Here is a 21790-nt window from a genome sequence, read left to right on the forward strand (position 1 = left end):
GATCATAAGTGTAAGTATTCTGATATTTATCAAGATTTAGTTGATATATACTGATGTTGTCGATGAAAGTGTGGGATCGTGAAGCGGTATGTTCCAGCAAAGACGCAGCGAACTGCTGTGCGGGTTGGTGAGTACTTCTCTGACTGGCGCAAGCTCAACGGGCTCAAGGTTGCAGAGGTCGCCGAACGCGCTGGTGTTTCGGTGAATACAATCCGTGATTTGGAATCCGGCAAAGGGGGAACGTCACTGATCACAGTCCTGATGGTTGCCCGCATTCTGGGGGTGGACAACCTCCTTGTTGAAGCTCTGGATCCTTACAACACTGAATTAGGCAGGGCCCGGGCCGCCGAGAAACTGCCGCAGAGGGTGCGATCATGAGTGATCGAATCGAAGTCGACATCGAACTGGCGGGCCGCACGGTCCACGCAGCCAACCTCTATCCTCCTAAACGCCCCGGCGGATCGTTCATGCTCCGTTACACGGACGAGTATCGAGCCAATCCTGATGCCTACCCCTTCGCTCCGCAAATCCCACTGACAGGCGGGTCGTTCGCTGGTGCGGCAGGCCTTCCCGGGCCCATGCAGGACGGTGCTCCGGACCGCTGGGGTCGGCTTATTGTCAGCCGGCGTATCGGCCGCAATCCCAACGACGATGACCTGCTTCTTGGTGTCTCTGACCATACGAGGCAAGGTGCATTGCGCTACCGACGCGGAAGTGCGCTGCATCAGCACCCGGACAACGACACCCCGCCGCTGCTGGACCTGGCTCAACTCCAAGGCGCAGTTGACTCGGTTGCCGCCGACAATGATGACAACGACGCCTATAAGTTGCTACTGCAGATGGGAACCGACTCACTCGGTGGCGCCCGCCCCAAGGCAGCCGTCGGCAAGGGGGACGAACTGTGGATGGCAAAGTTTACGCACTCAACGGATGCCTGGTCGGTCATCGAATTGGAGGCCGTGACGTTGCGTCTAGCCGCGGCCGCCAGCATCACCGTGCCCCAGCATGAGCTGGTCCATGTTGGGGCGAGAGCAGTGCTGCTCACGCGCCGGTTTGACCGGGCGCAGTCAGGGGTACGTATTGGGTACATCTCCGCGATGACGCTGTTGGGAAACCGCGACGGCGATGACATGGACTACCTCGACATCGTGGGGGACATTCAGGCAGTAGCTGACCAGGCAGAGGCCCAGCTCCACCAGTTGTTCCGCAGGATTGTTTTCTCCCTTGCCGTCAACAACACAGACGACCATGGCCGCAATCACGGATTCTTGCGTAATGATCGCGGCTGGGTCCTCTCGCCAGCCTTCGACATCAACCCGAACCCGAACACCGAAGCCCTTCGCTCCACCAGCATTGGTGGTGCTCGAGAACGAAGTGAGGGGATAACGGCGTTACTTGAAGAAGCCGGAGCTTTCCGTCTCGATCCGACCGAGGCCCGGGCCATCGTTTCTGAAGTGGCAGCCGCAGTATCCCACTGGCGAACTCTCATGCCACCGGAGATCGGTGAGGCTCAGCGGCGAGACTTCCAGCCGGTGTTCGACTGGCTCCCGGCCCTGGCCAAGGCGGGTTGAGGCGAGATTATAAGGCGGGTTTGCCGCACTTGGTAGCTAGGCTGGCGCTTGTGAAGAAACCTGCCGGCACCTCGCAGCAATGCTCTCAACCAGGGCTCTCGACGGGTAAATTTACTGGGCCCTTTACTGTTGCAAATATGGGCGGGCGCTACTCGGGTTGGCCGATCGAAAGTAGTAACACTTGGAACTTGGCCGGACCCGTTCACCATCGTCTTCAGTGCTTGTGAATGTTGGTGCGGCACATCTGTTTTGATGGCGGGCGCTAAAATCAGCCAAATGAAAGCACCAACACCATTCACCGGACGGCTAGCTTTTGATGACCTCATTGATGCATCAGGAGTTGACCGACAAGAGGTCTTGCTTCTTCGCCATACCTACAACCCTGACGGGCTGACTGGCCCAGCAGACCTCAGGCCGGAAAAATACATGAGTATGTACGCTGGCAAGGAATTCAGAACAAGATTGGGAACAAGCCGCCTAAATACTGGTTGAATTTCATCGCCGCTGGCGGACGCCGCGCACGGTTCCTTCATGCATATGAAAACCACGGGGAGCTAGCAGACATGCGGACAGAGGCTTTGCGTTGCATTGAAATTCAGCCGTCTACGTTCCTCAGAGACCTTGAAGACCGGTTGGTAGTCGAATGGTCAAAGGACACGGTGAACTGGGCTGGGCAAAGTCAGCAAGTAGCGCAGTTGGGTTCCTGATCACGAAGATCGCTGATGCCCGCCCTGAGCCTTTCCCTAGTTTCGATCAGGTGGTGCTCTCTTTCAGTGAACTCGTGGCGGTCGTGGACGACTCGCGCTATGAGCGCTGGCGCCAGGCGCTAAGTTCTGTCCAGAGCATTTACCTGATAGCTGACACAAAGACTGAACACCTTTACGTTGGGAACGCTGACGGCGCCCAGCGCATCCTGGGCCGCTGGAGCGAGTATGCGAAAACAGGCCATGGTGGCAATGTGGCACTTAGCGAATTGAACAAACTCGACTTTACTCACCGGCAATACTTCCAGTTCAGTATCTTGCGGGTCTTCAGTCCGGGTGCATCAACTGCGGAAGTGGACGCAGCCGAAGCCCACTACAAGCGGACCCTCCTCACACGGCAGTTTGGACTAAATCGGAACTAGCAGTGCCACCGTCCCCCTGAGTGAATCAAGAGTAAAATGGTAGGCATAGCATTGGTGGTTGATTGGTCATGCTCGAGGCCGTGCCGCAGTCGGGCGGGAGTTCCCACCACGTCATACAAAACTCATCCTTTGGAGCGTCCCCGGTTTGGTGGACACGGTTGGGGTTTGCTCGGGTTCCCGATTGTAGGAGACTACTTTTATGGGTTCCACTCGCAGGAGCTTTACCGATGAGTACAAGCGTGACGCGGTAGCGTTGATTACCGACGGCGGCTATTCAGTCGCGGAAGTCGCGAAGAAGCTTGATATTAGTGATACGACCGTGAGGAAATGGGTGAAGAAGGACCAGCCGGATAAGGTCGCCACGGTGGAGAAACCTTTGACCGAGTCCGAACGGGCTGAATTGCAGCGTTTGCGCACTGAAAACGCGAAACTTGAAATGCAGCTGGATTTCGCAAAAAAAGTATCGACCTGGTTCGCGAAAGGCCAGCAGTGATTTTTGCTGCGATCGCGGACTGGGCTGATTCCAAAGAATTCGATGTCAAGTTCATGTGCACCCAGCTGGGCGTATCAACGTCTGGATATTATGCCTGGCGAGGACGCAGTCCCAGCGCCCGGCAGATCGAGGACGAAGTCCTGATAGCCCTGATCCATGCCGCCCATTACTCACCGGCAATACTTCCAGTTCAGCATCTTGCAGGTCTTCAGTCCACTTGCGTCGACTGCGGAAGACGACGCAGGCGAGGCCCACTAGAAGCGGACCCTCCTCACAAGGCAATTTGGGCTGAACCGGAACTAGCAACACCCCGTCACCCGGAATTAATCAAGAGTAAAATAAGAAGCGCAACTTTGGTGGCTGGTTGGCCATGCCCAGAGGTCGTTCATCAGTCGCAGGAGTTCCTACCACGTCATACAAAACTCATCCAAATCAGTGCAAAGTGGAGATTACTTAGTATCACTCGTTGTTGCAAGTAGCCCATACAGGAAAAGACCAAAACGGCCTATTGGCAGCTCAGAATCGCCCCTATGCAGGAGAGCGGGGTTCATAAGCGTTGATAACTGACGATCGTTTATTAGTTCTCAACATGCTCTGACTTGCGGTTATATAGTTCGTTGATGTTTGCGCACTGCTGGAATTCCGATCCTCCAACGCAGGCTGTTTCGGTTCGAATGAAGTACCTGATCACGATGCCGACGTATTTTGAGTGAGTCTGATCGGGTGGATAGCCTGGCCTTGGTGCCACGGGGATGAAAGCTCCGATCTACGTCTCTTGTTCTGAGAGGCGACCACTCTGGGAACGTTTTCTTGATGTGTGCCGGCGTGGATGGGGCATGCGATCATGTTTCCCTTCTATGGTGCCGCCCATGGCTGGGGGCTGCCTTGCTTAGGTATGGGCGTATTGGTAGATCGTTGTGCACTAATACATCTATTCATAATGGTTGATGATGGTATACCATTATGCGTATGTTTCAATCGTGGATGACCACAGAGGAAGCTGCCCAAGAGCTGGCGGCCACACGGGCTATGGTCCATAAACTCCTGAAGAATGGAAGTCTGCTCGTCGCTGGCCGCGCTGGACGCTCGATCCTCATCGACAGTGCATCAGTCCAACGGTATAAGAACCGGCGCACCCTGAAGGGGCGCAGCTGGAATGCCGCGACGGCCTGGGCTGCGCTCAATATCATCGAAGGCGGAACCCCCGGATGGATTGACGCGACGGCCCGGTATCGTATCAAGCAGCGCCTCAAAATCATGGATCCCGCCGAACTGGCCGCCGCCGTGGGCACCAAAGACGAAGTGAAGCGCTACCGCATTGCGCCCGCTGGCATCCCTCGTGCCGCAGACTACTTCCTGCCTACGGGGACGACGGCCCTGAACGATTCAGTGGTTGCGGAGCGTTTCGGGCTTGCCGCTGGACGGACCGATATTCTGGAAGGTTACGTCGACTCGGTCAGGGCGCCGATGATTGTCAACGGACTGTCTTTGGTGGAGGACCCTGCCGGGAATATCATCGTGCACATCGTCGATGACGGATATGCCTTCGAGGGGCCGGGTACGCCAGATGCTGTCATCGCCGTCGACCTTATGGAATCACTGAACTCCCGGGAGCGGGCCGCCGGTAAAAACATGCTCGAAAAGATCTTCACACAGTGGAAAGAAGCTAATGGTGGTTGAACGCGAAACCTGGACTATTGACGCGCCAGCCGGAGGGTGGACGTCACCTTGGCCGCAATGCATGGAGTTGGCCGCCGCGATCCCTTCCGAACAGTGGACACTGGTCGGAGGACTCATGGTTCAGCTACACGCAACAGCAGCTGGCCTTCCGGTTAGCCGAGCCACCCCGGACGTGGACATGGTGCTGCACATCGAGACGGAAGCAACTACTGCTCCCAAGATGCAACATGCCCTCCGGGCATTGGGCTACGAGATCGAGCACTCCCTGAACAAGGACGCACCAGCCCACCGCTTCCTTCGCGGTAAGCAGCAGGTCGACGTCATGATCGCAGACCACACGGCGCCGCGGAACATTACGAGGATGGCCGGCAGGGAGCCGTTCCGGATCGAGGGCGGTACCCAGGCTCTCCAGCGCACAGTAAACGTGGTGATCACTGGCGATGATGGCGCCGAGACTCGACTGAGCATCCCCGACCTGCACGGCGCACTGGTTCTTAAAGGTGCTGCCTACATGACGGATTCACGTGATCGTGGCCGGCACTTGGACGACGCAGCCGTGCTGTGCGCATGTATCAAAGATCCCTACGCCATCGTCGAGGCGCGTCATGGCTCTGATAGGCAGAGGTTCAACGCCCTGTTTGCTGCGCTCGAGTCTCCGACGCACCACGGATGGATGCAGCTGGAAGAGTCAAACCGACAAGCTGCACAAGACGTACTGCGAATCCTGGCAACCGTCGACAAACTGCCTGGGCTGCCTCCGATCAGCCGATTGGGAGGCCCGACCTGAGTCAGCCTACGAAGCCATCTCGTCTTGTCGGTCACCTCGTAAAGCTGGCCGCAAATCGTGAACCGTCCCGCGAATCAAGCCACGTTTGAGTGGCGTGGCCGTCACACCTATCCGACCCGATGCGATCGAGGGCCGCAAGGCGCCCAAGATCAGCGTCAGGTGTGACGGTCAGCAAATTCCCGCGTAGAAGCGCTGAAGATCCGTTCCGTGAAATTTGTGGTTTAAAGGCTATCCGCGAAGAAGCAGGAGTAAAATGAGAAGCACAGCTTGGGTGGCTAATTGGCTATGTTCGTGGTCGTGAACCAGTCTGATGGGCGTTCCCACCACGTCATACAGAACTCATACTTTTGAAGACGCAACAGCGACTATTTAGTATCTTGCATTGTTGCAATCACTTCATGCAGGAACAGGTCAAAGAGGCCTATTGGCAACCTCGAATGGACCCCTGTTACGCAAGCGGGGGTCATCGGTTCGAATCCGATAGGGGGCCCAGAAAGCCCGGAAACACGCGGTTTTTAGGTACGAAAATGGCCCCTTTTAGGGGTCATTTTCAACTTAACCCTCCACAAACCCTCCAGATTGAAGCCCGTTTTCCCCTTTGGCTGGAGCGGTTCCGCGCTTTTGTCCGGACCTTTCGGCTTATGACGTGCCTTGCCTGGATCAGGCAAGGTCGGCAATTCCCTCGGCGCCGGTGGAGAAGAAGCCGTCGCCATCTTCTCGTTTGTTGTCATTGCGCCGCATGGGTACTCAATAGCTGACGTTGATGAGGGGCATTCTGGCGTCAGAAGCGGCAGGGGACTCAGCTGTTTCAGGAGTGGCTTTCCTCTGGTGGCGCGGATGTTCTAGGCAAGGCACCGCCGGGAATTACGACCTCAATACCCCGTATCTCGTCGGTTAGATCTCACGTAGGCAAGCAAGCCAAAGTGGATTCGGGATCTGCGACTAAACTGCCGTGATACGGGCATTCGCCAATGTTCGCCATGGGAACCCCGCGTTTCAGGTCAGCCATTTCTGCCGCTGTGCGGGCCGGCGCAAGAGATCGTTAGCCCGTCACGACGCGAGGGACGCAGCTGGGGCACCGAGCATAAGAGTCATTGTCTTTACTTTGGATTATTGGTGGTTTTTTATTGGATTAAGACTCCTTTGGAGAGGTAGACTGGGCATACCACTACTACGACTAGGACAATTATGAGCATTGCAAATATTACGAATGCAGGGTTCGCAGGAACTGCGCGTCTTGGGATCCGTGAAGTCGTGAGGCAACTCAACGGAGCGCTGGGGGCAACCTTGGTGGCGGCTCTTACGGGAAGTAAAGATCCTCGGGTTAGCTACAAGTGGGCCCGTGAAAACGGTCCCGAACCCCGACCAGAGGCAGTGCAAAGACTGTTGCTGGCCCACAGGGCGTGGACTGCTGTGTCCGCGAACGAAGGTGAGCACGTTGCAAGATTGTGGTTCATCGGCGCGAACCCTTGGTTGGATGAGATTTCACCCATTGAAGCGATCAGCAACCTGGAATCAAGAAAGGTCATGACGGCCGCTCAGGCAATGATCGAGGATAGTTTCGCTGGATGAAGCGCGTATGTAACACCACCGGCCTCACTGTTGTAACGCAGCCGCTGGTGGGATGGCGGATCGCCAAGAGTTCCTATGGAGCCCTGTCGCCGCTCCCGCACACGTCGATGCCTCTCGGGGCAGAGGATCGTGCTGCTTGGTCTCGCTTCGATACTGCTGGGTCGACTGTCTATATTGCTGATACGAGGCGCATAGCTTTCTTGGAGACTTTGGCGCCTATCCGACTCAGCGCCGAGTTTCGTTCTGCAATTGCTTTTGCTGCTGAACACTTCGGGAAAACACTGGCTGAAGCACAACACATGGTCGAGGAAGACTGGGTTGCCAATGGCAATATGGTCCCCGGCTGGCTTCCCGCCAGTTGGCGCGATGGCCGGCTCATGTACAAGCTCCAAGTGCCATCCACCGCCCAATGGGTTGATCTCACGGACGCTGCCTCCATCGCTGCACTCAACCGGGAGCTCGGTGTGGCCTTGGCCAGGATCGGTGAGCCTGAAATTACCCTGGGCACATTCACCGGCAACAACCGCCTGGCGACCACCATGATTGCCGAGTGGATTCGAGAGCAGGTCCTAGACGACGGCGGCTATGCCGATGGCATCAAGTTCCACTCGAAATATGGAACAAGTAAGTGCTGGGCGTATTGGCTCAGGCGCCGCGACCTGGGACTGTCGGCCGACCCCATCGCCGTTGTCTCTGAACAAGAAATTCATGTTGGGGATCGCGATCTGAAAGCCGTGCTCAAGCTCTACGGCGCCAACTCCCGCTAGCGTGCAAGAGATTAGTATCAGCAGCTTTGACATACCTTGTCGGCTTTCTTTCAAGGTCACAGCCGGTGGCGGTGTCAAGCCGTCTTAGCAACATTGTCGTTGAGTAGCTTGGTGAATACTTCCCGTGGTGTCAGGAGTCCCAGGACTGCGCGGGGCCGGTCGTTGAGTTCGTCGGCGATGGAGTCTAGGTAGGGCTGGTGACTGGTCAGTTCGATGCCCTTGGGCAGGTACTCCCGGATGAGTCCGTTGGTGTTCTCATTCGAGGGCCGCTACCACGGTGAATGCGGGTGGGCGAAGTAGACCGGCAGGTCTGTGGCCAGTGTCAATTGGGCGTGGCGGGCCATCTCTGTGCCCTGGTCCCAGGTCAGGGAACCGCGCATCAGCGCCGGCAGATCATTGACCCGATCGATCAGCACATCCGCGAGCCCGTCGGCCTTCTTGCCCTCCGGCAGGCCCAGCATGATCAAGAACCTGCTGTGCCGCTCCACCAGGGTCGCGATATCGCTCTTGCCTCCCTTGCCGACCATGAGATCCCCCTCCCACGATCCAGGAACACGACGATCAGATGCCGCTTCTGGACGGTCGTCGATGCTGGCCATCCCGATGATCCTCCCGCCCGTGCGCTCACCCAGCGGCTTCACCGATTTGCGCTTCGTGCGTTTTGACTGGAGCAGGATCCCGGACTTCGCCAGCTCACCTTTGGGCAGGGCGTAAATCCACCGGTAAATGGCCTCATGGGAGACGGTGCGGCCTTCGGCGTCGGGTGATTTCGTCATGGTCTCAACGCTGGCGGTGGTGCCAAGCCGTCTTAGCAACATTGTCGTTAAGTAGCTTGGTGAATACTTCGCGTGGCGTGAAGAATCCTGAGACGGCGCGGGGGCGGCCGTTGAGCTCGTCGGCAACGGATTCCAGAATAACTGCCAGCCACCAAACCTTTCAGAAGCGCCCCGACTGCAACAATCAGGGCATTGCACCAGGTGGCCACGGTGACAGTCACCATGCCGTTCAGTGAGAGGGAGATCAGCTGCGCGTGGACTCCTCCCCGGTCAATGCCGGCCGGTGGCGGCGATCTGTGCGGTGCAGACGACGACAGCCACCACGGCCATCCCGAGGAAACCGTGTCAGGAGTGGCCTTGAAGTAAGGGCCCGGCCGGCCGGCCAACGCCTCGGTACTCGACGCGTACCGGCTAGATACCGCCGGATCCAGGGCCATGAGGGCCAGCTTTGCGCTGCCGGAAGCTGTGATGAAGGGCTTGCTTCTCCTAAAGGTTTCTCGTCGTCTCAGCTGGGCGATTATCAGGCTCGAGGGCCGGGGTGTGGGCCCGGTGGTTTCCTACGAGACCGTAGCGGCGGCCATTTCTGCCCGCACTTCTTCCATGTCCAGTTCCTTGATGCTGCTGATGAGCTGTTCGAGTCCGGCTGCGTTCATGGCTCCCGGTTGGGAGAAGACGAGGATCCCTTCCTGGAAGGCCATCAGGGTAGGAATGGAGGTGATGCGGGCGGCGACGGAGAGTCCGGGCTCGGCCTCGGTGTCCACCTTCGCGAAGACAATGTCCGCATGGATCTCGGATATTTTGCTGAAAGTGGGGGGCGAACATCCGGCAGGGCCCACACCAGGCTGCCCAGAAGTTCACCAGCACGATGTATGTGCCGCTGATGGTGTCGTTGAAAATCTTTTCCCAAATATCGATAGTTGCCATGACAGAGCTTTATACCCTATGGGGTATATCATTGAAGGCTAGAAGCGGGCTGTGCAGTTTCACATAAATACCCGTGGGGGTATTAGGATGGGAGAAGAAGACGCCCATCCGGCTCTTGAGCATCGCGAAAGGACACCAGTAATGAAGAGCGTTACTAGGGAAGACTGCGATGCGGTCAATGTCATGGGGGTGTCACCGAGGGGTGCTGTAAGGGTCACTCGGTCACTGACCAGAGTGGTGGCAAGTCAGGATGGCCTCGACCGTCAACTTCCAGGAGCACCAATCTGGCCCCGATGTCGGAAGATACCAAACCGTCCCCGCCTCTATCGCGACCAGGGGCACCCTTCCAGTTGATTGCCGGCATCGCATCCGGGACTGAGAGCAGCAACGTAGTCACCTAGCTGGCAACCACCCAAGTGGCCCTGGTTAAGGCATATTGAAAGTGATCTCGACGGCGATCCGCGACTGTCTCCCAGCGCCTGCGGACGTCCAAGCGTCAGAAGCGGTGAGGTCCGGGATGGTGCCAACGACCGCCGCTGGCAGACATCCGCCCACTTTGCATGCTCTTGACCTGAGCATGCACCTGTCTCCTCCCGGAGGAGCCACTAAGTTCCCTTCTTATAAGTTCACTTCATTACAGGGCGAAAGCCCTGGACTATCGAAAGGTCCACCCCATGGAAATCACCCCACAGCAGCTCGCGGAACAGCTCAAGGGCGGCTACGACGCCCAGATTGTTGATGTCCGCGAACCAGAGGAAGTCGCCGACGGCATGATCCCCGGCGCGAAGCACATCGCCCTGGGCGAACTGCCAGAGCGCCTCAAGGACCTGGATATGTCCCGTCCCGTCATCGCCATATGTCGCAGCGGAGCCCGCAGTGCTGCGGCCGCGGACCAGCTCACAGCCGCTGGCTTCACCGCCTACACCGTGCCGGGCGGGATGCTCGATTGGACAGCCGCAGGCTTCCCCGTCAGCTGACCCCCACCAGACCTTCCGGGCGGCATGTCCCCACGTGCCGCCCGGACTTCCACTTTCCCGGATCCTGTCCCCGACATGGCCAATTGGACGGTGGATGGCGGCTTCGCGCAAACGCGGGGCCGCCACCTGAAATGCTCCACAATAGACCGAAAGAGATCATGACTTCCTTGAAGACGACCAGCACCATTGATTCCCCTCCTCAGTCCATCGATGCCTCAACCTTGAAGTTCTGGGAAGACAACCATGAAGATCTGATGATCGTTGATGTGCGCAATGGCGCAGAGTTTGATTCCCTGCACATAGTGGGCTCCTATCATGTGCCACTGGCGATGCTCAGCGAGCACGCGGAAGAGTTCGCTGCGAAGATGGGCACGCGTGTGGTGCTTGTCTGCCAGACGGGCAACCGGGCAGAGCAGGCCCGCAAACACCTTGATTCCGTCGGCCTGGCCGGTGCCAGTGTCCTCTCCGGAGGAGTCCCCGCCTACGCCGCTGCTGGCGGAAAAGTTGTCCGTGGCAGTGGACCGTGGGCTCTGGAGCGCCAGGTTCGGATGACCGCCGGCTCCCTGGTGCTCGCCAGCATCGTCGCGGCGAAATTCGTCTCCCCGAAGCTGGGCCTGATCGCTGGCGGGATCGGGGCCGGACTGACATTCTCTGCTGCAACGAACAGTTGCGCCATGGGACAGATGCTCTCCAAGATGCCGTGGAACCGCTCCGTTAACGAGCCCACCGCCCACCAAGCGCTACAGAACCTGAGCGCGCGGGAATGATCGTAACCGCGGCCGCGTTTGGGCTGATCGTCGGCGCACTGCTGGGCCTGGTCGGAGGCGGCGGATCCATCCTCGCCGTGCCCGCCCTGGTCTACGGCGTGGGGCTGCCGCTTGCCGCGGCAATCCCGACGTCGCTGGTCGTTGTCGGTGCTTCCTCCGCCGTCGCGGTGCTGCCCCGGCTCCGCAACGGAGTGAACTGGCGCCTGGCGCTGATCATCGGCGCCGCCGGAACTGCGACGGCGTACCTCGGAGCGGCAGTCAACCGTCTCCTGGACCCTAAAATCCTGCTGCTGACCTTTGCCGTCATCATGGTCTTCGCCGGCATCCGGATGCTCATGCCCACCACTAGTGCTGGAGGTGCCTGCGCGCTGCCCGGCGGCGGGATCAACTGGCGCAGCTGCCTTCCCAAGGCAATCGCCACCGGTGCCGTCGTCGGATTCCTCACCGGCCTGCTCGGGGTCGGTGGCGGCTTCTTGATCGTCCCGGCACTCACCCTGGTGCTCGGACTCCCCATGGCACTGACGGTTGGGACGTCCCTGGTCATTATCGTTATCAACTCAGCTGCCGGCTTCGCCGCCCATCTCGGAGACCTACAGATCGACTGGACAGTCACGGCAGCCTTCGCCGTAACCGCGATGGCTGCCTCACTCGTGGCCGGACGGATCGGCACCAGAATCCCGGACAAGGCCCTCAAACGCGGCTTTGCCATCCTCGTCCTGGTGATCGCCGCCTACGTCGCACTACAGGCACTACTCTCCTGAGATACACGGCAAGGAGACAAAGGAAGAGCCGGAGGACATGTCCTCCGGCTCTTCCTTTGTTCCAACAGCTGTTTCTGGGTTCCGTTAGGGCGGATTTACCGTCCGAACAGCTTCGCGAAGAAGCCCTTGCCAGCCGACTTTTCCTGCTCGTGACCGCGACAGCGCTGGGAGGCGGGAACCCCGCGCATGACCTGGTCAACGTGCTGGCCACAGCCGGCCCACGTCGTCTTCTGGCACTTTTTACATGTCACTGCACGGCACATCTGCTTGCTCCTTCGTCTGGATGGATTGTCCCATCAGTATACCCCATGGGGTATTGAGTGTTCTCTAAAATACTTCACCCGCCGCACTGGCACCCCAATGCGCCGGGTGGGGTGTGACGCGAGTACGCCAAAAGAGAGCGCAAGTCATGCACCAGCCCGTTGTTAAGCCGAACCGGGGACCGCGCAGAAGGGGTGATCGGTATGCCCAGACAGGCTGGATGGGGGACCGGTAAGTGCACTTTGTGAGGGATCAGCGTTGTTGGGTTGTTGCATCTGGGCCAACGCGTACCTTTCCCGGAAGCAGGCCGCTAGAGGGCAGGTTTGTGGTCGGTGCCACGCATCCGGACAGCCACGAGGATTCCCGACAGTACGGTGACGGCGCCAACGACGGCGACCGCCGCTGGGATGCCGTAGGCGTCCGCGAGGATACCGGCGACCAGGGCGCCGACGGCGAATCCGCCGTCGCGCCAGAGTCGGTAGATTCCGACGGAGCGTGCGCGCCAGGCTGGGTGGGCGACGTCACCGATCGCGGCCAGCAGGGTGGGGTAGACCATGGCGGTGCCCGCGCCCAGCAGCACGGCGGCAGCGAGCCAGATCCCGAAGTCTTGCCCGAGGGCAACCATTCCCAGGGCTACACCCTGGACGAGCATGCCGCCCACGATCAGGGGTTTGCGTCCGTACCTGTCTGACAGGGCGCCTGTGACGAGCTGGCCCGCACCCCAGACAGCTGGGTAAACGGCCGCTAGGATACCGATGCGCTCGATGCTCAGTCCGGCGGACGCGAACAGGACGGGGAACAGCCCCCAGGCGAGGCCGTCGTTGAGGTTGTTCACCATGCCGGCCTGGCTGACCGAGGACAGGGATTTGTCCCGGAAGCTGGTCAGCGTGAAGACCTGCCGATTGCTCAGATCCGCACGTGCACTGGGATGGGCCACGGTGTGGTTGGCGGCTTCCAGTTGGGCATGGTGATGGGTTTCCTTCACGGACAAAACGGAAAGGCCCAGGCCCAGGGCGATGTAGGCGGCGCCGAGTAGGAACGGTCCCGGACGGAGCCCATAGTTGGCTGCAATGTAGCCGGTGGCCAGTGCTGTGGCGGCAACGCCGAGGTAGCCGGCCGCTTCGTTCAGGCCCATGGCCAAGCCGCGACGTGAGGGTCCGACGAGGTCCATCTTCATCATCACGGTGGTGGACCAGGTTAGGCCCTGGCTGATGCCCAGGATCACGTTAGCGGCCACGATCCAGCCCCAGGAAGGTCCCAGAATCAGTAGCAGTGGGACGGGGATGGCGATGAACCAGCCGGTAACGAGGACAGGCTTTCGACCGTAGCGATCGGAAAGGGTGCCAGCGAAGTAATTCGTTCCGGCTTTGGCCAGCCCGAAGGCCAGGATGTACGTCAGCGCGGATGTGTAAAGGTCCAAGTGGAAGACCTGGTCCGCCAGCAGGGGCAGCACCGTCCGTTCCTGGCCGAGGGTTCCGCCGACAAGGGCGTTGACGGCCACCAGGAGCATGAACTGGGCCAGGTTCTGACGCAGCCCCAGCGTGACAGCGGTGCCTTGAGGGTGTTCGCGCCGCACGGTGCGGTCTTGCGGTGACGGGTTGCTGCGGGGCGACATCTTGGAACTCCAGCTCTTTTGGACATGCGTTGGCGGCGGTCGGGACACCCGACCGCCGCCAACGCTGTCAATCGTTTAATTCAGGTACTGACAGTCTCAGTTGCTGGGCACAGCTTCGCGTTCCTGCTGCCAGGCGGCGTAGCTGCCGTCGAGTTCGACGACGTCGTAGCCGGCCCGGCGCAGGGCGGACGCCGCTACCGAGTTCCGGACCCCGCTCTGGCAGTAGGACACGATGGTTCCCTCCGCCGGCAACTCGTCCAAGTGCCACATGAGGCGGCCGCCGCTGAGCTGGTGGGAGCCAGGGATGTGACCGGCGGCGTGTTCGGTGCGGTTGCGGACATCCAGGATCATCGCTGCGTCGAAACTGTCCAGTTCTTCAGACTGGATGAGCTGCGGGGTGCTGGTAGGCAGGCCCTCGATGCTAGTGACGTAGCCGGCGACAGTGTCGATGCCAACCCGAACCAGATGGTCCCACATCTCCTGCGCGGCAGCCTGGCTAGGGGCCAGGAGCACGAGTGGGTTGGTGTCCGTTTCAGGATTCACAACCCACGCACCGAAGCTTGCGGTGGACTTCCCGGCCGGGATGTTTAGAGACCGGGCAACCGTGCCTTCGTGGACCTCAGCGTTGGAGCGGGTGTCAACAAACGTCACCGCGTCCTGGGAAAGGTCGCGGACGACGTCGGCCGTGGCAAGTTCTGCCAGCTGGGCGCGTGCGCCCATCACGGCAGGCCCTTCCCGGTTTTCGCGCTTCATCCGGGCGAAGTAAGCATGGGCGTCAGGCTGGCCGTCGAGGAGTTCGTTGATGAAACCTTCCTCGTCGTTGGCCGCGAGATACGGGCCCCACCAGGCGTAGAGACGCTCGTAGCCGACCGTGGAGGACGGGATCGCACCCAGGGCCTTGCCGCAGGCGCTGCCGGCACCGTGGCCGGGGTGGACCTGGACGTGATCCGGCAGGGTCAGGAACTTCTCTCGCAGGCTCGTGAAGAGCTGCTTGGCGCCGGCGAAGCGGGTATCAACGCCGCCGGCCGCCTCGTCGAGCAGGTCCGGCCGGCCCAGATCTCCGGAGAACACGAAGTCACCGGAGAGCAGGTATCCCGGGGTGTCCGCGAACGCGCCGTCGGTGATCAAAAAGGATAGGTGCTCGGGGGTGTGCCCCGGGGTGTGTAGGGCCTTGACGGTGATGTTCCCGAGGGTGATCTCGTCATTATCATTGAGGCGTTCGGCCTCGAAACCGTACTGCCAGTCCGTCCCGCCCTCACCGGAGACGTACGCGGTGGCTCCGGTCGCGGCGGCCAGTTCGCGGGTACCGGAGAGGAAATCCGCATGAATGTGGGTTTCGGTGACCGCCACAATTCTCATTCCGTTCGCTGCAGCCAGGGACTGGTACACGGCGATGTCACGTCGGGGGTCGACAACGAGTGCTTCACCCTTGGCTTGGCAGCCGATCAGGTAGCTGGCCTGGGATAGATCTTCGTCGTAAATGCGCTCGATAAGCATGGGGCTCTCCTTCGTTGGGCGGTGGGGATTTCCCGGGAGGGATTCTCCGTTCCTCTATTCACAACGGTAATACCCCATGGGGTATCTTGCAAGCGGGGCGAAACCGCCCGGGTGCGGGCGCGTGCCCGTTAGCCTTTATACCCCCTGGGTATACAATGTAGAAAATACGTACCGAGCTTTGGAGCCCACCATGGAACTTGATTCAACAGAAATCACCCCGATTATCAACCGCCTCAAGCGCGCCCAGGGCCAACTCGCCGCCGTCACCCGCATGCTCGAAGAGGGCCGGGACTGCAAAGACATCGTCACGCAGCTGGCAGCTGTCTCCAAGGCGTTGGACCGGGCAGGATTCGCCATCATCGCCACCGGCCTGGAGCAGTGCATCACCAAAGAGGATGCCAGCATGAACAAGAAAGACCTCGAAAAACTTTTCCTGTCCCTCGCCTGAGCCGCAACAACCACACCAAAACTAAGCCCACGGAGGGCGAGGTTGTCTCGCGTGCCGGTTCCAGACAGCACTTAGGGTCCAATGCGGCCGGTGGAGAAAGAATGGAGAAGGAAAATGATGAACGGATATGGTTCGGCGATGGGTTGGACGTGGTTGTTCTGGCTGCTCCTGATTATCGGCATTGTCCTGCTGGTCATCTTTGCCGTGCGAGCCTTTTCCGGGGGCATCACCCGGCCTGGGACCGGCCGGCGTCCAGGAGCGGGTACGGAACCCCTCGGCACTGTGGGTGAGACTACCGCCCGACGGATTCTGGACGAACGCTACGCCAAGGGAGAATTGAGCACCGAGGAATACCGCGAACGGCTCAACGTCCTCAGGGACGATACCTGATGCAACCCCTCAGCCGCCGCAGTGCCTTGTTCCTGGGAGGTGCCGGGGTCGTGGCCACCGCAACGGGTGCGGCAGGCCTGTTGTGGGGACAGGGTCCTGGATTCCAAGCCGCCGTCGGCCAGGAACTGATCGAACCACAGGCCCTGCACAGTGCCGATGGCCGTCTTCAGGTGAAACTTTCAGCGGCTCTGGGCCAAATGCGCATCGCAGGCAAGGACGCCACTGCGCTGTCCTATAACGGGTCCCTACCCGGGCCCACTCTATTTCTGCAGGCCGGGGACCGGGTCAACGTGACGCTGGAGAACAAGCTGGCGGATCCGACCAACCTCCACGTCCACGGACTGCACGTATCCCCGCGGGGCAACAGCGACAACGTGCTGGTTTCAATCGAACCGGGAACGTCCTTTGGCTATGAATACCAGCTGCCGGTGGACCATCCGCCGGGTGTGTACTGGTACCACCCGCACCGCCACGGAAGCGTCGCCGACCAGATCTTCGGCGGACTGTACGGGGCGATCATCATCGAGGACTCCCAGCCCGTACCGGTAACCCGGGAACGGGTCCTAGTTATCTCCGATATCTCCCTCACTGAGGGCGGCTCCATCGCGGCCGTGTCGGAGATGGAAAAAATAATGGGCCGAGAAGGTGTCATGGTCCTGGTCAACGGCCAGCTGAGCCCGGCGCTAACCGCCCGGCCGGGCGAGCGTGAACGGTGGAGGATCATCAATGCCTGCAACTCCCGGTACCTGAAACTGCGCCTAGATGGCCAGCACCTGCAGCTGCTGGGTCTGGATTCGGGCCGCTTCCAGAGTCCTAGGGACGTTGAGGAGGTGTTGCTGGCCCCGGGCAATCGGGCTGATCTGCTTGTCACCACCGCCATAGGGACTGCCATCCTACGTACCCTGCCCGTGGACAGGGGAAGCATGGGATCCATGATGGGCGGCAACAACGGAGGTGGACAATCCCGGCCTGGCCCGGACGGGACCGTCTTGGCCACCCTTTCTGTTACCGGCGCACCGGCCGTTGGGCTGGGGCCCGTCCCGACCCAGCCGGCACCGCGGGATCTGCGGGCCACCCCGGTATCCGCCCACCGGGAGCTAGTCTTCGCCATGGAGATGGGCATGAACGGCGGTGGCATGGGAGGTGGGAGGGGGTCCGAGATGATGAGTTTCACCATCGACGGCAGGCCGTTTGATCCGGCAAGGGTCGACACCACGGTCCCGGCCGGTGCCGTCGAGGAATGGACCCTGCGGAACACCAGCCCGATGGATCACCCTGTGCACCTGCACGTTTGGCCGATGCAGATCATCGAACAGGCCGGCCGGCCCGTGGATAGCGTCGTGTGGCAAGATGTGGTCAACGTCCCGGCCCGCAGTAGTGTCCGGGTCCGGATAGCCTTCGATGACTTCACCGGCAAAACCGTCTACCACTGCCACATCTTGGACCACGAGGACAGCGGCATGATGGGCCTGATCGAAGTCCGGTAGTACAGCGGCCTTACAGTTCTTTGCATGATTGAGAAAACCGATGAAGGAGCACCACAATGAGCTACGCACACACCATCACCGTCGCCCTGCCCTACGCCGAAGCAGTAACCCGGACCCGTGAAGCCCTCTCGGAGCAGGGCTTCGGCGTTCTCTGCGAAATTGATGTCCGCGCCACCTTCGAGGCCAAGCTCGGCTCCGATGCCGGCCAAGGCCTGGGTGACTACCTCATCCTGGGCGTCTGCAATCCTGCCCTGGCCCAGAAAGCTCTCGCGGCGGACCCCGACATGGGACTGCTGTTGCCCTGCAACGTTGTGATCAGGCGCGGATCCGACAGCGACAGCACCGTTATCCAAGCCATCGACCCGCAGACAATGGTGCGGCTTAGCGACGCCCCAGCAGTCGCCGAAGTCGCCGCCGACGCCGATCACCGACTTCTGGCAGCCCTAAAGGAACTCGAAACCGCCTAAAGACCCGGGCCGGCCTGGGGAAGAACAACCAAGGGTTGAAGGTTGGGAACATTTGCCTCAACTGTGGCCTTTGTGGCGCCAGGGCCGTTGGTGTCATCGCCCTGATGAGGCCGGCCCGGGTACGAAGCTGGAACGCTCCCGGAGGGGAGAAGTTTGGGTTCCTGTGTTGGCCGGGCCTCTTCGCCCGGGTCCTGATTCAGGGCAGCGTTGCGGCCATGGATGCGCGCACGGCGTCCAGAGCGTCCGGGGGGGAAATCCACGACCCCGCCCAGGGCGGTGGCCGCGAGTTCGGCTTCGGTGCTTTCCTCGATGGCAACAACGAGACGGGCGGTGCTCAGAGGGTCGGACCCGAATACCAACAGACCGTGGTTGGCCAGCAGGACGGCGGAAGTTCCCGGGTTGTCCTTGAGCGCTTCGGCGATGCCGCGCACGGAGGTATCTGATCCGCGCGGCCCCCAGGGAATGACCGGGACCGGTTGGGCCTGGCCGAACCGCAGCAACGGTCCGCCCGGCAGGGCAGCGGCTTTTGGGCGAGGGCAAACGCGGTAGCGGCCGGGGAGTGGGTGTGGATTACGGCGCCGGTTTCCGGGCGTTGGGTGTAGATAACGGTGTGCATGGCCACGATTTCGGCGTTCTCGGGTCCCAGCGTCCCTTCCAGGTCTTCTCCGGCTAGGCTGACGGTCGCCAGCTGGTCGGCCCGCAGGTTCCGCACGGCGCCGGTGGCCGTCAGGACGAACCGGTCCCCTTCTGTCCGGGCACTGAGGTTGGCGTTACCGGAGTGTGACATCACACCTGAAGCGAACAGGTGCCTGGCCGCGGCAAGGATAGCTTCCTTGCTCTCTGTGAGGCTGGGATGGTTGTTGGTGTCCATGGTTTCTGTCCTCGGTATCTCTCAACGGCAACTGCAAAAATTCCTGGTCGTGTCAATGTCAATGCTGCGCAGCAGAGGGGGTGTGGACCTACCATTTTTGGTATGCTGCCGCCACGCGCGTGGCGGACCGATTGTCAACCCGTTCCAGTTTTTTGTCTCATTAGATCGTCTGGTGTGTGAGTGCGCTGGTGTGTCTGTTCTCCGGCGGCGGTGGACGGTCCACGGCGGGGGTTGAAGAGGGGACGGCAGCTCACGCATGTGCCTTGGTCTGTTGCACCGGTTTCATCGGTGGACGGTGTGAGAGCACTGCGTTCGCGGGACAGGTGGGTGGCCAGGGCCCGCGCCAGCAGCGCTGCCGCGGCGATGCCCAGGACCGGCTGTATCAGCTCGGCCAGCAGTGCCGGGGAGCTGCCGGCAAACACTTGGGTCAGCAGGTTATCGCCAGAGGACGGGCCGGTGGCCAGGGCCGTGCCGGCCAGGCCAAGGACCGGCCAGCGGGTATCGCACAGCGTCGCCTCCGCACCGATGGGCGCACGGACATAACTGGCAATAAGGAGACCGGCGAGCACGGCGGTGACGGCAACAAGGGGGTAATCCCACCACGGGACGGGAACGCCCGGGCCGGAAAAAGCGGCAGGCCGGGCCCCGGAAAGAAGCCCGCCGGCAGCGGTAAGCCCCGCCAGTACCAAAAGCGTGGCGGTGGCCGCCACTACCCAGCGGGACCACTGCCAGCGCCGCAGCACCGTCGCCGTCCGTACTGCCCGCAGGCCTGCCCGGGCAAGCCGGCTCCCGGTGGCCGGCGGAGCGGTGGATCTCCCGGCCGTGCCCTGCGGGTGTCCGATGTGGTTCATGCGCAGAGTCCTGACGTGGCATACGAGGGTGGAAAAGGATGGCGGCGCACGGGGTGGTTAGGCTTGCTGCTGGGCCTGGGCACCGCTGTTGCGAGCTGTTTGGTGGGGTGTGGATGGCTCCAATGGACCTTTTGGGGGCCTCAGGCTGACTGGCGCGATGCCAGTTTGGCCTGGACCTCGGTCATGTCCAGGTCCTTGATGCGGTCGATGAGCTCATCCAGGGAGGAGGCATTCAGCGTCCCGGGTTGGGAGAAGACCAGGGTTCCGTCACGGAACGCCATGAGCGTTGGGATGGAGGTGATGGAAGCGGCGGCGGCCAGGCCCTGTTCGACCTCCGTGTCGACCTTGGCGAAGACGATGTCCGGGTGCTTTTCGGAGGCGGCGCTGAAGGTGGGGGCGAAGGACCGGCAGGGACCGCACCATGCGGCCCAGAAATCCACCAGCACGATGCCCTGGCCGGTGACGGTGTCCTCGAACGTTTTTTCGGTGATATCTATGGTTGCCATAGCCAAAATAATATACCCCCTGGGGTACAGTATGCAAGAATCAGCAAAGACGCAGGGCGGCATGCAGAGGCCGCCCGCAGAGGGGATGGAATCGACTATGGATAAGTCATTACCGCCTCCTATGGGAGCACGGGAGTGGGATCGGCGCTACAGTGGAACCGCCGTCGTGTGGGGCCATCAGCCCAACCGGTGGGTCGCAGCGGAATTGAATGGGCTGCCCCCTGGCCGGGCGCTGGACCTGGGAGCCGGGGAGGGCCGGCACGCGGTGTGGCTGGCAGGGCGCGGTTGGGAGGTTGAAGCGGTCGACTTTTCCGCCGCCGGCCTGCAGACCGGACGCCGGCAAGCCACGGCCGAAGGCGTGGGGGGCCGGATCACCTGGACCGTCGCGGACGCCACGGCCTTTGCCGCCGCTCCGGACAGCCTGGACCTAGCGTTGCTGGCATATCTGCAACTGCCCGAGGACCTGCTGGAAAACGCCGTCGCCTCAGCCGCGGCCGCCCTGACCGCAGGGGGCCGTTTCCTGCTGGTCAGCCACGATTTGGCGAACCTGGCCGGAGGCAACGGAGGCCCGCAGGATCCGGACGTGCTGCAGACCCCGAAGCAGGTCAGCGACTGGCTGGCAAGCGCCGGGCTGACGGTTCTCACAGCCGAGACCCGCTCCCGACCGGTGGCCGGGTCCCTCAGGCCGGCCCTGGACTGCGTCGTGATGGCCATCCGCGAAGAACAGCCACCGGCCACCAGCCCTTGCCGGTAATACCCTTGGGGGTATAAAATTGGTTCATGCCTGCCGTTTCATTTGAAAGATAAGGACACCCGCCATGAAGAGCATCAGTGTTGACGAGCTGGCCGCCCTGGGAACCGGCGCGCCTATCATCGACGTCCGCGAGGACGAGGAGTACGCAGAGGCCCGGGTACCCGGGGCAAAGAGCGTCCCGCTCTCCCGGCTCGCAGCGTCAATGGGTGATATTCCACCTGGACGCCCGGTGTATGTGATGTGCGCCTCCGGGGGTCGGAGTTCCCGCGCTGCCGCCCACCTGAGCGAGCATGGCTATGACGCGGTGAACGTCATGGGCGGCATTACCGAGTGGTATCGCGACGGCCACCCCGTCACCTACGGCACCGTCAAGTAGCGAACACGTGCCCTGCCCTGGCCGGTCCATCGGCAACGGCCCCAGGGAAGGCTACCCACCCTTATG

24 protein-coding genes and 2 pseudogenes are annotated in these 21790 nt (G+C 60.9%); 18 read left to right on the forward strand and 8 right to left on the reverse strand.

Annotated elements, in window-relative coordinates; genetic code table 11:
- The first annotated feature begins 78 nt into the window (after positions 1–78).
- The 9 genes from AAGW05_RS13890 (at position 79) to AAGW05_RS13930 (ending at position 7996) form a co-directional block, all read left to right on the forward strand.
- Entirely contained in the window at positions 79–378 is a 300-nt protein-coding gene (locus AAGW05_RS13890; RefSeq protein ID WP_411805148.1) for a helix-turn-helix domain-containing protein, read from the forward strand.
- Positions 375–1571: a type II toxin-antitoxin system HipA family toxin gene (locus tag AAGW05_RS13895; protein ID WP_411805149.1), complete on the forward strand. Its 1197-nt coding sequence runs from the start codon at positions 375–377 to the stop codon at positions 1569–1571. The genes AAGW05_RS13890 and AAGW05_RS13895 overlap by 4 nt, the downstream gene beginning before the upstream one ends.
- 276 nt (positions 1572–1847) lie before the next feature.
- Positions 1848–2063: a hypothetical protein gene (locus AAGW05_RS13900; protein WP_411805150.1), complete on the forward strand. Its 216-nt coding sequence runs from the start codon at positions 1848–1850 to the stop codon at positions 2061–2063.
- A 151-nt stretch (positions 2064–2214) separates the two neighbouring features.
- Positions 2215–2697, forward strand: coding sequence for a GIY-YIG nuclease family protein (locus AAGW05_RS13905; protein WP_411805151.1), 483 nt, complete (start codon positions 2215–2217; stop codon positions 2695–2697).
- Positions 2698–2896: 199 nt separating this feature from the next.
- Positions 2897–3190, forward strand: a complete 294-nt coding sequence (locus tag AAGW05_RS13910) for a transposase (protein ID WP_411805152.1) — start codon at positions 2897–2899, stop codon at positions 3188–3190.
- A 984-nt stretch (positions 3191–4174) separates the two neighbouring features.
- The gene (locus tag AAGW05_RS13915) at positions 4175–4870 is read left to right on the forward strand and encodes a helix-turn-helix domain-containing protein (protein ID WP_411805153.1); all 696 of its coding nucleotides are present in this window, start codon (positions 4175–4177) and stop codon (positions 4868–4870) included.
- Between the two features lie 115 nt (positions 4871–4985).
- The gene (locus AAGW05_RS13920; protein ID WP_411805154.1) at positions 4986–5657 is read left to right on the forward strand and encodes a hypothetical protein; all 672 of its coding nucleotides are present in this window, start codon (positions 4986–4988) and stop codon (positions 5655–5657) included.
- Positions 5658–6845: 1188 nt separating this feature from the next.
- Positions 6846–7229, forward strand: coding sequence for a hypothetical protein (locus AAGW05_RS13925; RefSeq protein ID WP_411805155.1), 384 nt, complete (start codon positions 6846–6848; stop codon positions 7227–7229).
- A gap of 299 nt (positions 7230–7528) precedes the next feature.
- On the forward strand, positions 7529–7996 hold the full coding sequence (locus AAGW05_RS13930; RefSeq protein WP_411805156.1) for a hypothetical protein: 468 nt from the start codon (positions 7529–7531) through the stop codon (positions 7994–7996).
- Between the two features lie 269 nt (positions 7997–8265).
- Here the strand turns inward: AAGW05_RS13930 and AAGW05_RS13935 are convergent, their stop codons facing one another.
- Both AAGW05_RS13935 and AAGW05_RS13940 read right to left on the reverse strand, forming a co-directional pair.
- Positions 8266–8970 carry an IS30 family transposase gene (locus tag AAGW05_RS13935; RefSeq protein WP_411805157.1) on the reverse strand — a complete coding sequence of 235 codons (705 nt, stop codon included), beginning with the start codon at positions 8968–8970 and terminating at the stop codon, positions 8266–8268.
- 359 nt (positions 8971–9329) lie between these two features.
- Positions 9330–9696 (reverse strand): annotated as a pseudogene (locus AAGW05_RS13940) (thioredoxin family protein).
- A 674-nt stretch (positions 9697–10370) separates the two neighbouring features.
- On the opposite strand from AAGW05_RS13940, the gene AAGW05_RS13945 reads away from it, so the two are divergent.
- The 3 genes from AAGW05_RS13945 to AAGW05_RS13955 all read left to right on the forward strand — a co-directional run bounded on the left by AAGW05_RS13945 (position 10371) and on the right by AAGW05_RS13955 (position 12201).
- Complete coding sequence (locus AAGW05_RS13945; RefSeq protein WP_411805158.1) at positions 10371–10673, forward strand: rhodanese-like domain-containing protein; 303 nt, start codon at positions 10371–10373, stop codon at positions 10671–10673.
- A gap of 158 nt (positions 10674–10831) precedes the next feature.
- Positions 10832–11440 (forward strand): rhodanese-like domain-containing protein, encoded by a 609-nt coding sequence (locus AAGW05_RS13950; RefSeq protein ID WP_411805159.1) that lies wholly within the window; start codon positions 10832–10834, stop codon positions 11438–11440.
- Entirely contained in the window at positions 11437–12201 is a 765-nt protein-coding gene (locus AAGW05_RS13955) for a sulfite exporter TauE/SafE family protein (protein ID WP_411805160.1), read from the forward strand. Before AAGW05_RS13950 ends, AAGW05_RS13955 begins: the two co-directional genes overlap by 4 nt.
- Positions 12202–12772: 571 nt before the next feature.
- On the opposite strand, the gene AAGW05_RS13960 is transcribed toward AAGW05_RS13955, so the two are convergent.
- Positions 12773–13972: an MFS transporter gene (locus tag AAGW05_RS13960; protein ID WP_411805190.1), complete on the reverse strand. Its 1200-nt coding sequence runs from the start codon at positions 13970–13972 to the stop codon at positions 12773–12775.
- A gap of 201 nt (positions 13973–14173) precedes the next feature.
- Positions 14174–15574 carry an MBL fold metallo-hydrolase gene (locus AAGW05_RS13965; protein ID WP_411805161.1) on the reverse strand — a complete coding sequence of 467 codons (1401 nt, stop codon included), beginning with the start codon at positions 15572–15574 and terminating at the stop codon, positions 14174–14176.
- A gap of 190 nt (positions 15575–15764) precedes the next feature.
- Between AAGW05_RS13965 and AAGW05_RS13970 the strand changes: the two genes are divergently transcribed.
- The 4 genes from AAGW05_RS13970 (at position 15765) to AAGW05_RS13985 (ending at position 18366) form a co-directional block, all read left to right on the forward strand.
- On the forward strand, positions 15765–16022 hold the full coding sequence (locus AAGW05_RS13970) for a metal-sensitive transcriptional regulator (RefSeq protein ID WP_186760291.1): 258 nt from the start codon (positions 15765–15767) through the stop codon (positions 16020–16022).
- 114 nt (positions 16023–16136) lie between these two features.
- The gene (locus AAGW05_RS13975; RefSeq protein WP_411805162.1) at positions 16137–16412 is read left to right on the forward strand and encodes an SHOCT domain-containing protein; all 276 of its coding nucleotides are present in this window, start codon (positions 16137–16139) and stop codon (positions 16410–16412) included.
- Complete coding sequence (locus AAGW05_RS13980; RefSeq protein WP_411805163.1) at positions 16412–17899, forward strand: multicopper oxidase family protein; 1488 nt, start codon at positions 16412–16414, stop codon at positions 17897–17899. Before AAGW05_RS13975 ends, AAGW05_RS13980 begins: the two co-directional genes overlap by 1 nt.
- Before the next feature lie 56 nt (positions 17900–17955).
- Positions 17956–18366, forward strand: a complete 411-nt coding sequence (locus AAGW05_RS13985) for a DUF302 domain-containing protein (RefSeq protein ID WP_411805164.1) — start codon at positions 17956–17958, stop codon at positions 18364–18366.
- Here AAGW05_RS13985 and AAGW05_RS13990 read toward each other — a convergent pair.
- From AAGW05_RS13990 to AAGW05_RS14005, 4 genes and pseudogenes are all read right to left on the reverse strand, one after another.
- On the reverse strand, positions 18363–18866 hold the full coding sequence (locus AAGW05_RS13990) for a class II aldolase/adducin family protein (RefSeq protein WP_411805165.1): 504 nt from the start codon (positions 18864–18866) through the stop codon (positions 18363–18365). The genes AAGW05_RS13985 and AAGW05_RS13990 overlap by 4 nt on opposite strands.
- Before the next feature lie 23 nt (positions 18867–18889).
- Positions 18890–19237: pseudogene (locus AAGW05_RS13995) on the reverse strand (class II aldolase/adducin family protein); the annotation flags it as partial.
- A gap of 134 nt (positions 19238–19371) precedes the next feature.
- Positions 19372–20088 (reverse strand): hypothetical protein, encoded by a 717-nt coding sequence (locus AAGW05_RS14000; protein ID WP_411805166.1) that lies wholly within the window; start codon positions 20086–20088, stop codon positions 19372–19374.
- Positions 20089–20228: 140 nt separating this feature from the next.
- Entirely contained in the window at positions 20229–20594 is a 366-nt protein-coding gene (locus AAGW05_RS14005; RefSeq protein WP_411805167.1) for a thioredoxin family protein, read from the reverse strand.
- A 97-nt stretch (positions 20595–20691) separates the two neighbouring features.
- On the opposite strand from AAGW05_RS14005, the gene AAGW05_RS14010 reads away from it, so the two are divergent.
- Both AAGW05_RS14010 and AAGW05_RS14015 read left to right on the forward strand, forming a co-directional pair.
- Positions 20692–21348 carry a class I SAM-dependent methyltransferase gene (locus AAGW05_RS14010; RefSeq protein ID WP_411805168.1) on the forward strand — a complete coding sequence of 219 codons (657 nt, stop codon included), beginning with the start codon at positions 20692–20694 and terminating at the stop codon, positions 21346–21348.
- A 64-nt stretch (positions 21349–21412) separates the two neighbouring features.
- Positions 21413–21724, forward strand: a complete 312-nt coding sequence (locus tag AAGW05_RS14015; RefSeq protein WP_411805169.1) for a rhodanese-like domain-containing protein — start codon at positions 21413–21415, stop codon at positions 21722–21724.
- Positions 21725–21790 lie beyond the last annotated feature (66 nt).

Source organism: Arthrobacter sp. LAPM80 (genome assembly GCF_046736435.1).
Classification (GTDB): domain Bacteria; phylum Actinomycetota; class Actinomycetes; order Actinomycetales; family Micrococcaceae; genus Specibacter.

Bases quoted from the DNA above. Each gene is read 5' to 3' on its own strand.
- AAGW05_RS14015 (WP_411805169.1), top strand. From the start codon at position 21,413: ATGAAGAGCATCAGTGTTGACGAGCTGGCCGCCCTGGGAACCGGCGCG.
- AAGW05_RS13930 (WP_411805156.1), top strand. From the start codon at position 7,529: ATGGTCGAGGAAGACTGGGTTGCCAATGGCAATATGGTCCCCGGCTGG.
- AAGW05_RS13985 (WP_411805164.1), top strand. From the start codon at position 17,956: ATGAGCTACGCACACACCATCACCGTCGCCCTGCCCTACGCCGAAGCA.
- AAGW05_RS13910 (WP_411805152.1), top strand. From the start codon at position 2,897: ATGGGTTCCACTCGCAGGAGCTTTACCGATGAGTACAAGCGTGACGCG.
- AAGW05_RS13915 (WP_411805153.1), top strand. From the start codon at position 4,175: ATGACCACAGAGGAAGCTGCCCAAGAGCTGGCGGCCACACGGGCTATG.
- AAGW05_RS13965 (WP_411805161.1), bottom strand. From the start codon at position 15,574: ATGCTTATCGAGCGCATTTACGACGAAGATCTATCCCAGGCCAGCTAC.
- AAGW05_RS13925 (WP_411805155.1), top strand. From the start codon at position 6,846: ATGAGCATTGCAAATATTACGAATGCAGGGTTCGCAGGAACTGCGCGT.
- AAGW05_RS13900 (WP_411805150.1), top strand. From the start codon at position 1,848: ATGAAAGCACCAACACCATTCACCGGACGGCTAGCTTTTGATGACCTC.
- AAGW05_RS13980 (WP_411805163.1), top strand. From the start codon at position 16,412: ATGCAACCCCTCAGCCGCCGCAGTGCCTTGTTCCTGGGAGGTGCCGGG.
- AAGW05_RS14005 (WP_411805167.1), bottom strand. From the start codon at position 20,594: ATGGCAACCATAGATATCACCGAAAAAACGTTCGAGGACACCGTCACC.
- AAGW05_RS14000 (WP_411805166.1), bottom strand. From the start codon at position 20,088: ATGAACCACATCGGACACCCGCAGGGCACGGCCGGGAGATCCACCGCT.
- AAGW05_RS13945 (WP_411805158.1), top strand. From the start codon at position 10,371: ATGGAAATCACCCCACAGCAGCTCGCGGAACAGCTCAAGGGCGGCTAC.
- AAGW05_RS13895 (WP_411805149.1), top strand. From the start codon at position 375: ATGAGTGATCGAATCGAAGTCGACATCGAACTGGCGGGCCGCACGGTC.
- AAGW05_RS13920 (WP_411805154.1), top strand. From the start codon at position 4,986: ATGGTTCAGCTACACGCAACAGCAGCTGGCCTTCCGGTTAGCCGAGCC.
- AAGW05_RS13960 (WP_411805190.1), bottom strand. From the start codon at position 13,972: ATGCTCCTGGTGGCCGTCAACGCCCTTGTCGGCGGAACCCTCGGCCAG.
- AAGW05_RS13950 (WP_411805159.1), top strand. From the start codon at position 10,832: ATGACTTCCTTGAAGACGACCAGCACCATTGATTCCCCTCCTCAGTCC.
- AAGW05_RS14010 (WP_411805168.1), top strand. From the start codon at position 20,692: ATGGATAAGTCATTACCGCCTCCTATGGGAGCACGGGAGTGGGATCGG.
- AAGW05_RS13905 (WP_411805151.1), top strand. From the start codon at position 2,215: ATGGTCAAAGGACACGGTGAACTGGGCTGGGCAAAGTCAGCAAGTAGC.
- AAGW05_RS13975 (WP_411805162.1), top strand. From the start codon at position 16,137: ATGATGAACGGATATGGTTCGGCGATGGGTTGGACGTGGTTGTTCTGG.
- AAGW05_RS13955 (WP_411805160.1), top strand. From the start codon at position 11,437: ATGATCGTAACCGCGGCCGCGTTTGGGCTGATCGTCGGCGCACTGCTG.
- AAGW05_RS13970 (WP_186760291.1), top strand. From the start codon at position 15,765: ATGGAACTTGATTCAACAGAAATCACCCCGATTATCAACCGCCTCAAG.